This is a genomic window from Actinophytocola sp. (assembly GCF_036402745.1).
GTDB lineage: Bacteria > Actinomycetota > Actinomycetes > Mycobacteriales > Pseudonocardiaceae > Actinophytocola.
On the sequence record NZ_DASWSJ010000343.1, the window covers coordinates 1 to 6736 of the forward strand.

At 73.0% G+C, this 6736-nt stretch carries 7 protein-coding genes and 1 pseudogene; 6 read left to right on the plus strand and 2 right to left on the minus strand.

What is annotated here, in order from left to right:
* Positions 1-370 (plus strand): annotated as a pseudogene (locus VGD70_RS31170) (preprotein translocase subunit SecA); the annotation flags it as partial.
* A gap of 469 nt (positions 371-839) precedes the next feature.
* Here the strand turns inward: VGD70_RS31170 and VGD70_RS31175 are convergent.
* The gene (locus tag VGD70_RS31175) at positions 840-1346 is read right to left on the minus strand and encodes a DUF6912 family protein (RefSeq protein ID WP_331087691.1); all 507 of its coding nucleotides are present in this window, start codon (positions 1344-1346) and stop codon (positions 840-842) included.
* Between the two features lie 109 nt (positions 1347-1455).
* Here VGD70_RS31175 and VGD70_RS31180 point away from each other — a divergent pair, with 109 nt between their 5' ends.
* Positions 1456-2169, plus strand: a complete 714-nt coding sequence (locus VGD70_RS31180; RefSeq protein WP_331087693.1) for an RNA methyltransferase — start codon at positions 1456-1458, stop codon at positions 2167-2169.
* A gap of 71 nt (positions 2170-2240) precedes the next feature.
* The gene (locus VGD70_RS31185) at positions 2241-2732 is read left to right on the plus strand and encodes an Rv3235 family protein (protein WP_331087695.1); all 492 of its coding nucleotides are present in this window, start codon (positions 2241-2243) and stop codon (positions 2730-2732) included.
* A gap of 382 nt (positions 2733-3114) precedes the next feature.
* Here the strand turns inward: VGD70_RS31185 and VGD70_RS31190 are convergent, their stop codons facing one another.
* Positions 3115-4116: a medium chain dehydrogenase/reductase family protein gene (locus VGD70_RS31190; protein ID WP_331087697.1), complete on the minus strand. Its 1002-nt coding sequence runs from the start codon at positions 4114-4116 to the stop codon at positions 3115-3117.
* An 85-nt stretch (positions 4117-4201) separates the two neighbouring features.
* Between VGD70_RS31190 and VGD70_RS31195 the strand changes: the two genes are divergently transcribed.
* The 3 genes from VGD70_RS31195 (at position 4202) to VGD70_RS31205 (ending at position 6707) form a co-directional block, all read left to right on the plus strand.
* Positions 4202-4858 carry a TetR/AcrR family transcriptional regulator gene (locus tag VGD70_RS31195; RefSeq protein WP_331087699.1) on the plus strand — a complete coding sequence of 219 codons (657 nt, stop codon included), beginning with the start codon at positions 4202-4204 and terminating at the stop codon, positions 4856-4858.
* A 67-nt stretch (positions 4859-4925) separates the two neighbouring features.
* Positions 4926-6554, plus strand: coding sequence for an L-glutamate gamma-semialdehyde dehydrogenase (gene pruA / locus VGD70_RS31200; RefSeq protein WP_331087700.1), 1629 nt, complete (start codon positions 4926-4928; stop codon positions 6552-6554).
* 15 nt (positions 6555-6569) lie between these two features.
* Positions 6570-6707, plus strand: a complete 138-nt coding sequence (locus VGD70_RS31205; protein WP_331087702.1) for a hypothetical protein — start codon at positions 6570-6572, stop codon at positions 6705-6707.
* Positions 6708-6736: the final 29 nt, after the last annotated feature.

Genomic DNA, 6736 nt, shown 5'->3' on the forward strand with positions numbered 1-6736 from the left:
CTGCATCATGCTGCTGTTCCGCGCCCAGGTCGCGGAGCCGGAGGCCGCACCGCCTGCGCCGCAGGGCGCGCCGGCGGCACGCGTGGCCCAGGCCGCGGCCAGGGCGGCGCAGGCTGTTCAGGTTCAGCAGCCGACCCCGCCGCCCCCCGCGCAGGACCAGATCCCGCCCGCGCTCCGCGGCGGCCGCCCCGCCGAGGGCGACCAGCAGTTCACGTACTCGGGCCCGTCCGAAGGCGGCGGCGTCCAGTCCCGCGGCGGCCAGAACGGCAACGGCCAGAAGCCGGGCGCCCAGGGCGGCAGCAGCCGCCGCGAACGCCGCGCCGCGGCCCGCGACGCCCAGAAGAAGGGCAAGACGGGCCCCCGCCGCTGACCTGAAGGCTCGACCAACCGCGGAGCACGGCACCCGAATCTGGGCGCCGTGCTCCGCGGTGTCCGGCCCGGATGGGTTTGTCCACAGGCCGCACCCGAGCGCCCCGAACCTGTCGGTCCCTGTCGTTACGCTGGATCCGGGGGGCCGGAGGCCGCCCGAGCCCCGATCTCGACCAGTTGTCCACAGCCCCGGTCCGCGCGAGCCGAACTGTCGGTGGCCGCGGATAGGCTGGATTCGGGGGCCGGAGGCCATGCCCAGCCCGGTTTGGTCGACCTGTCCACAGCCCTCGCGGGCGGCGCCCGAACCTGTCGGTGCTCGTCATTAGGCTGGATGTCGGGGGGCCGGAGGCCGCGCCCAGCTCGATCCGGCCGACCTGTCCACAGCCCTCACCGGCGGCGCCCGAAACTGTCGGTGCCCGTCGTTACGCCGGATGTCGGGGGGCCGGACTCGAACCCGGAATGCCGGGGACCTAGAGCAGCTCCAGCAGGAACGGCAGCTCCTCCGTCGCATACCAAGCCAGCTCGTGATCCTCAGCGTCACCCAGCGTGAACTCCGCGTCCGGGTCACCCAGGTCGGCCGCGTCGATCACCTCGGCGGCGGCCCGCACGGCAGGCTCGGCGTCCTCCGTGTCCAGATGCACGGCCGCCACCTGGCTCAACGGCACCGAGCCCGCCAACCGCACCACGCCGAAGTCGAGGTCCGGCCGCAAGGTGGCCCCCTCGACGTCCGTGGAGATCACGGCGCGGCGCGGCAGCACCCCCTCCGGATCCTCGGCCAGCTCGCCCGCCAGCAGGCGCAGCGACGCGCGCGCCGCCTCGATCATCGCGGCGTACTCGAGCTCCTCGGCGCTCCCCGTGGCATACGACTCGCGCAACGCCGGCGTCAGCGCGAACGCGGTGTCGCCGACCGCGGCCACCTCACCCTTGGCGTTCAACGCACGCAACATGCTGACCGTGGCTGGAATGTAGACCCTCACCGCACTCCCATTCCCTGTGGCACCGCGCAGGGTTAGATCCTGACACACGCCGCGCCCGTTGACGTGGAATGCTCCACGCGTGGATGGCCCATCTCCCAAGGACAGGTTCGTGACCGTGTTCGGGCGCAAGCCCGTGCTCGAGGCGCTGGCCGACGTGGACCTGCGGGTGGACAAGGTCGTGCTCGCCGACAACGCCCGCGGCCCGGCCGCCCGCGAGATCATCGACGCCGCGTCGGCGCGGTCCGTGCGGGTCGAGCGGGCCAGCGCGCATCGGGTGAAGGTGTTGGCCGGCAACGGAAAGCAGGACCAGGGCGTCCTCGCCGACGTCATCGCCCCGCGGATGCGCCGCCTCGCCGACGCCCTCGCCGGCCGGCCGGCCTCCGTGCTGCTGCTGGACGGGATCACCACGCCGGCCAACGTCGGCATGATCCTGCGCACCGCCACCGCCGCCGGCATCGAGGGGATCGTCGTGCCGCGCCGCGGGGTCGCCTCGCTCGACCCGTTGGTGGTGAAGGCGTCGGCCGGCGTGGCGTTCCACGCGCCGATCCTGCGCTGCTACACCGCCGCCGAGGCCGCCGCCGAGCTGCGCGCGGCCGGGTACCCGCTGTTCGCGCTCGACGGGTCCGCCCGGACCGGCCTGTTCACCGCCGACCTGCCGAAACGCGCGGCGTATGTCCTGGGCGGCGAGACCGGCGGGGTCAGCCCGGAGGTCCGCGCCGAGGTCACCGGGTTCCTGTCGATCCCGATGAGCGGCGGCGTCCAGTCGCTGAACGTCGCCAGCGCGGCGGCCGTCCTCTGCTTCGAGCTGGTCCGCCGCCGCTGACGCTCCGTGTCCACGAGTACACGGTGGGGTGATCGTTGTCCCAAGTGGACGCCGAGCGCCCTCGGTAAGGCATGTCCGCACCTGTTCGGTACCTGTACTCGCCCGAGCCCGGTCTCGTGCTGCGCGCGCTGCCGGAGTACGAGCCGTCGCACGAGCCCGGCGAGGAGGAGCCGCAGCGCTGGTCGAGCCTGCGGCCGGCCGCCGGTCCGCAGCTCACCCTGGTCGCCCCGCCGCGCCTGCCGGAGGCGGCCGTCACGCCGGAGTCCCTGTGGCGGCTGCTGGTCAGGGTGCTCGAGGTGCTGGAGGGCCGGCGCGCGGTGGGCCAGCTGCGCACGCTGCTGTCCGACGCCGCGTACGAGGCCCTGCTCACCCGGCTGCGCACCACGCCGCCGGGCCGCGCGCACCGGCTGCGCCGCCTCCGCGCCTGTTACCCGTCGCCGACGGCGGTGGAGATCGCGGCGGTGATCGACATCGGCGGCACGCCACGGCGGGTGTGCGCGGCCGCCGCTCGCCTGGAGAGGGTGGATGAAACGTGGCACTGCGCGGTGTTCCGCCTGCTCTAAGGCCTGTGATGCACGGCCGCGCCGTGGCCACCGGCCCGAGATCCTACCGACGGCCACCGACAGTTTCGGGTGCCGCCGGTGAGGGCTGTGGACAGGTCGGCCGGATCGAGCTGGACGCGGCCTCCGGCCCCCTAATCCAGCCTAATGGCGAGCACCGACAGTTTTGGGCGCCGCCCGCGAGGGCTGTGGACAGGTCGACCAAACCGGGCCGGGCATGGCCTCCGGCCCCCGAATCCGCCTATCCGCGGCCACCGACAGTTTCGGCGGGCGCGGCGCCGGAGCTGTGGACAACTGGCCGGAGGCGGCCTCGGCCCCCCGGAATCCAGGCTAACGACGAGCACCGACAGTTTCGGGGCGGCCGGCCGGGGCCTGTGGACAACGGTCAGGCTTCGAGGACGATCTTGCCGGTTGTTGTGCCGTCCAGGAGCAGTTGCAGGGCCTCCGCCGCGTTCTCCAGCGGGAGGCGCTTCGCGATGGGTGGGTTCAGCTCGCCCGCCTCGGTCAGCGCGAAGACCTCCGTCAGGGCCTCGGTGAAGCGGGGGCCCGGCTTCACGTAGTAGAACGCCACCCGGCGGCCCCGGCCGCGGCCCAGCAGACGCGCCAGCTGCCACCCCGCGAACCGGCGGACCGTCCCCAGGTACGGGGTCAGCCAGTGGCCCTCGTCGCGGAGGGTGGCGGCTGAGCCGTAGCTGATGAGGACACCGCCGTCGGCCAGCAGGGCGTACGAGTCGGCCAAGTTGCGGCCGCCCACGTGGTCGAACACCGCCGACACGCCGGCCGGGGCGAGGGCCCGGACGGCCGCGGGAACCGAACCCGACCGGTAGTCGACCGGCTCGACGCCCAGGGAACGCAGCAGGTCGTGCTTCGACGCGGAGGCCGTGCCGAGCACGCGAGCCCCCGCCCGCCGCGCCAGCTGGACCAGCAGCGTGCCCACCCCACCCGCGGCGCCGTGGACGAGCACGGTCTGGCCCGGCCGCACGCGCGCCACCTGGTGCACCATCTGCCACGCCGTCACCCCGTTCATCACCACCGCCGCGGCCACGCCCGGGTCCAACGACGCGGGCACCGGCACGACCGTGGCCGCGGGCACGACGACGTGCGTGCGCCACGCGCCGGTCCGGGTGAGCGCGGCCACCCGCTGCCCGACCCGGAGCCCGGAGACGCCAGGGCCCAGCTCGGTGACGGTCCCGACCAGGTCGTAGCCGGGGACGAACGGGAAGCGCGGCTGCATCGGGTATCGCCGGCGCAGCATCTGCACCTCGGCGAAGCTCACGCCGCTCGCCTCCACCCGCACCCGGACCCGCCCCTTGCCGGGCATCGGCGCGTCGCCGGAGGACACCCGCAGCTTCTCGGGCCCACCCGCACCGGTCAGCACGATCTCCATGTCGATCTCCTTAGAGCTAGTCACTGGAGTTAGAAGTTCTAACCACAATTAGAGGGTGTTAGGCTCGGTGTGTCAAGGGAGGAACATGGACCGCAGGCAGCAGTACCGCGAGCAGACCCGCCACGAGGCCAAGCGCATCGCGCTGGAACAGCTGGCCGGGGACGGCATCGCCGGCATCTCGGTCAACGCCATCGGCAAGCGCATGGGCATCACCGGCCCCGCGCTCTACCGCTACTTCGCCAACCGCGACGCGCTGCTCACCGAGCTGATCTCCGACGGCTACCACGACCTGGCCGACACCCTCGAGACCGCGGTGGCCGGCGCGAAGACCCCCGCGGCCCGGCTCAGGGCGGCCGCCACGGCGATGCGCGCCTGGGCGGTCGCGGAACCCCACCGCTACCTGCTGCTCTTCGGCACCCCGGTCCCCGGCTACGAGGCGCCCGAGCACACGCTGGCCGCCGCCAACCGCGCGATGACCGCCCTGCTCGCGGCCGTGGGCGAGGACGCGGGCAAGCCGACCAGGTCGACCCTCCACAAGCAGGTCGCCGCCTGGGGCGAGCGGATGGGCCACGGCGCGCTCACCCCGCGCCAGCAGCACTGGGGCCTCACGGTCTGGACCCGGCTGCACGGCGTCCTCAGCCTCGAGGTCGCCGACCAGTTCGCGCTCTCCGGCATCGACGCCGAGCTGCTCTACAAGGCCGAGGTCGAGGCGCTCGTTGCCTGGTGGGCGCCCGACTCATGACAGGATGACGGTAACCCCGCAGAAAACGGTCACAAGCCGTTCCAGTACAAGGGAGGCGAGCCACATCATGGACGCCGTTTCGTCCGTGCCCGAGCCGGTCAACGAGACCGTGCGGACCTACGCGCCGGGCAGCGCGGAGCGCGAGTCGCTGCAGCGCCGGCTCGCCGAGCTGGAGGGCGAGCAGCACGAGCTGACCATGACCATCGGCGGCGAGCAGCGCATGGCCGGCGGCGAGGCCATCGACGTGGTCCAGCCGCACGACCACAAGCACGTCCTCGGGGTGTCCGCGCAGGCGACGGCGAAGGACGTGGCCGACGCGGTCGGCGCCGCCAAGCTCGCCGCGCCGGCGTGGCGGGAGCTGCCCTTCGACGAGCGGGCCGCGGTGCTGCTGCGTGCGGCCGACCTCGCGGCCGGGCCGTGGCGGGACACGCTGAACGCGGCCACCATGCTCGGCCAGTCCAAGTCCGTGCAGCAGGCGGAGATCGACGCCGCCTGCGAGCTCATCGACTTCTGGCGGTTCAACGTGAGCTACGCGCGGCGGATCCTCGCCGAGCAGCCGAACTCGGGCGCCGGCGTCTGGAACCGGTTCGACCACCGGCCGCTGGACGGCTTCGTCACCGCGATCACCCCGTTCAACTTCACCGCCATCGCCGGCAACCTGCCCACCGCGCCCGCGCTGATGGGCAACACCGTCGTCTGGAAGCCCTCGCCCACCCAGCAGCTCGCCGCGCACCACACGATGCGCCTGCTCGAGGCCGCCGGCCTGCCGCCGGGCGTGATCAACATGGTCACCGGCGACGGCGCCGCGGTCAGCGAGGTCGCGCTGGCCGACCCGGATTTCGCCGGCCTGCACTTCACCGGCTCCACCAAGACCTTCAAGCACCTGTGGCGCACGATGGCCGAGCGGCTCGACACCTACCGGGCCTACCCGCGGATCGTCGGCGAGACCGGTGGCAAGGACTTCGTCGTCGCGCACCGCTCGGCCGACCCCGGCGCGGTCGTCACCGGGCTCGTCCGCGGCGCGTTCGAGTACCAGGGCCAGAAGTGCTCGGCCGCCTCGCGGGCCTACATCTCCCGGTCGCTGTGGGAGTCCGGCGTGCGTGAGCAGCTCGTCGACACCACCGCGTCGCTCACCTTCGGCGACGTCACGGACTTCTCGAACTTCGGCGGCGCGGTCATCGACAGCCGCGCGTTCGCCAAGCACAAGGGCGTCCTGCTGATGGCCGCGGCCACCGCGTCGCTGGAGGTCCTCACCGGCGGCGGCTGCGACGACTCGACCGGCTACTTCGTCGAGCCCACCATCGTGCTGGGCAGCGACCCGGCCAACGAGGTGTTCACCACCGAGTGGTTCGGCCCGATCCTCGCGGTCCACGTGTTCGACGACGGCGACTACGCCAAGGTGCTCGAGCTGGTCGACAGCTCCACGCCCTACGCGCTCACCGGCGCCGTCTTCGCCACCGACCGCGCGGCCATCGAGGAGGCCCACCGCGGCCTGCGCTTCGCGGCCGGCAACTTCTACGTCAACGACAAGCCCACCGGTGCCGTCGTCGGCCAGCAGCCGTTCGGCGGTGGCCGGGCGAGCGGGACCAACGACAAGGCGGGGGCCGCGATCAACCTGCAACGGTGGACGTCACCGCGCTCGATCAAGGAGACGCTGGTGCCGCCGACCGACTACCGCTATCCCTACATGGGCTGACGCGTGGGGCCACACGTGACCGCCTGGCATGTCGGCCCGGTGCACGCGCTCGAGCAGGTGCTCACGCTGGTGCTGGCGATCACGCCGTTCGTGGTGCTCGGGATCGTGATCGCGGTACGCCGCCGACTCGACGAGCGTGACCGCGACCTCTGACTCAGCGGCTCAGGTAGTCCCGGCCGGTG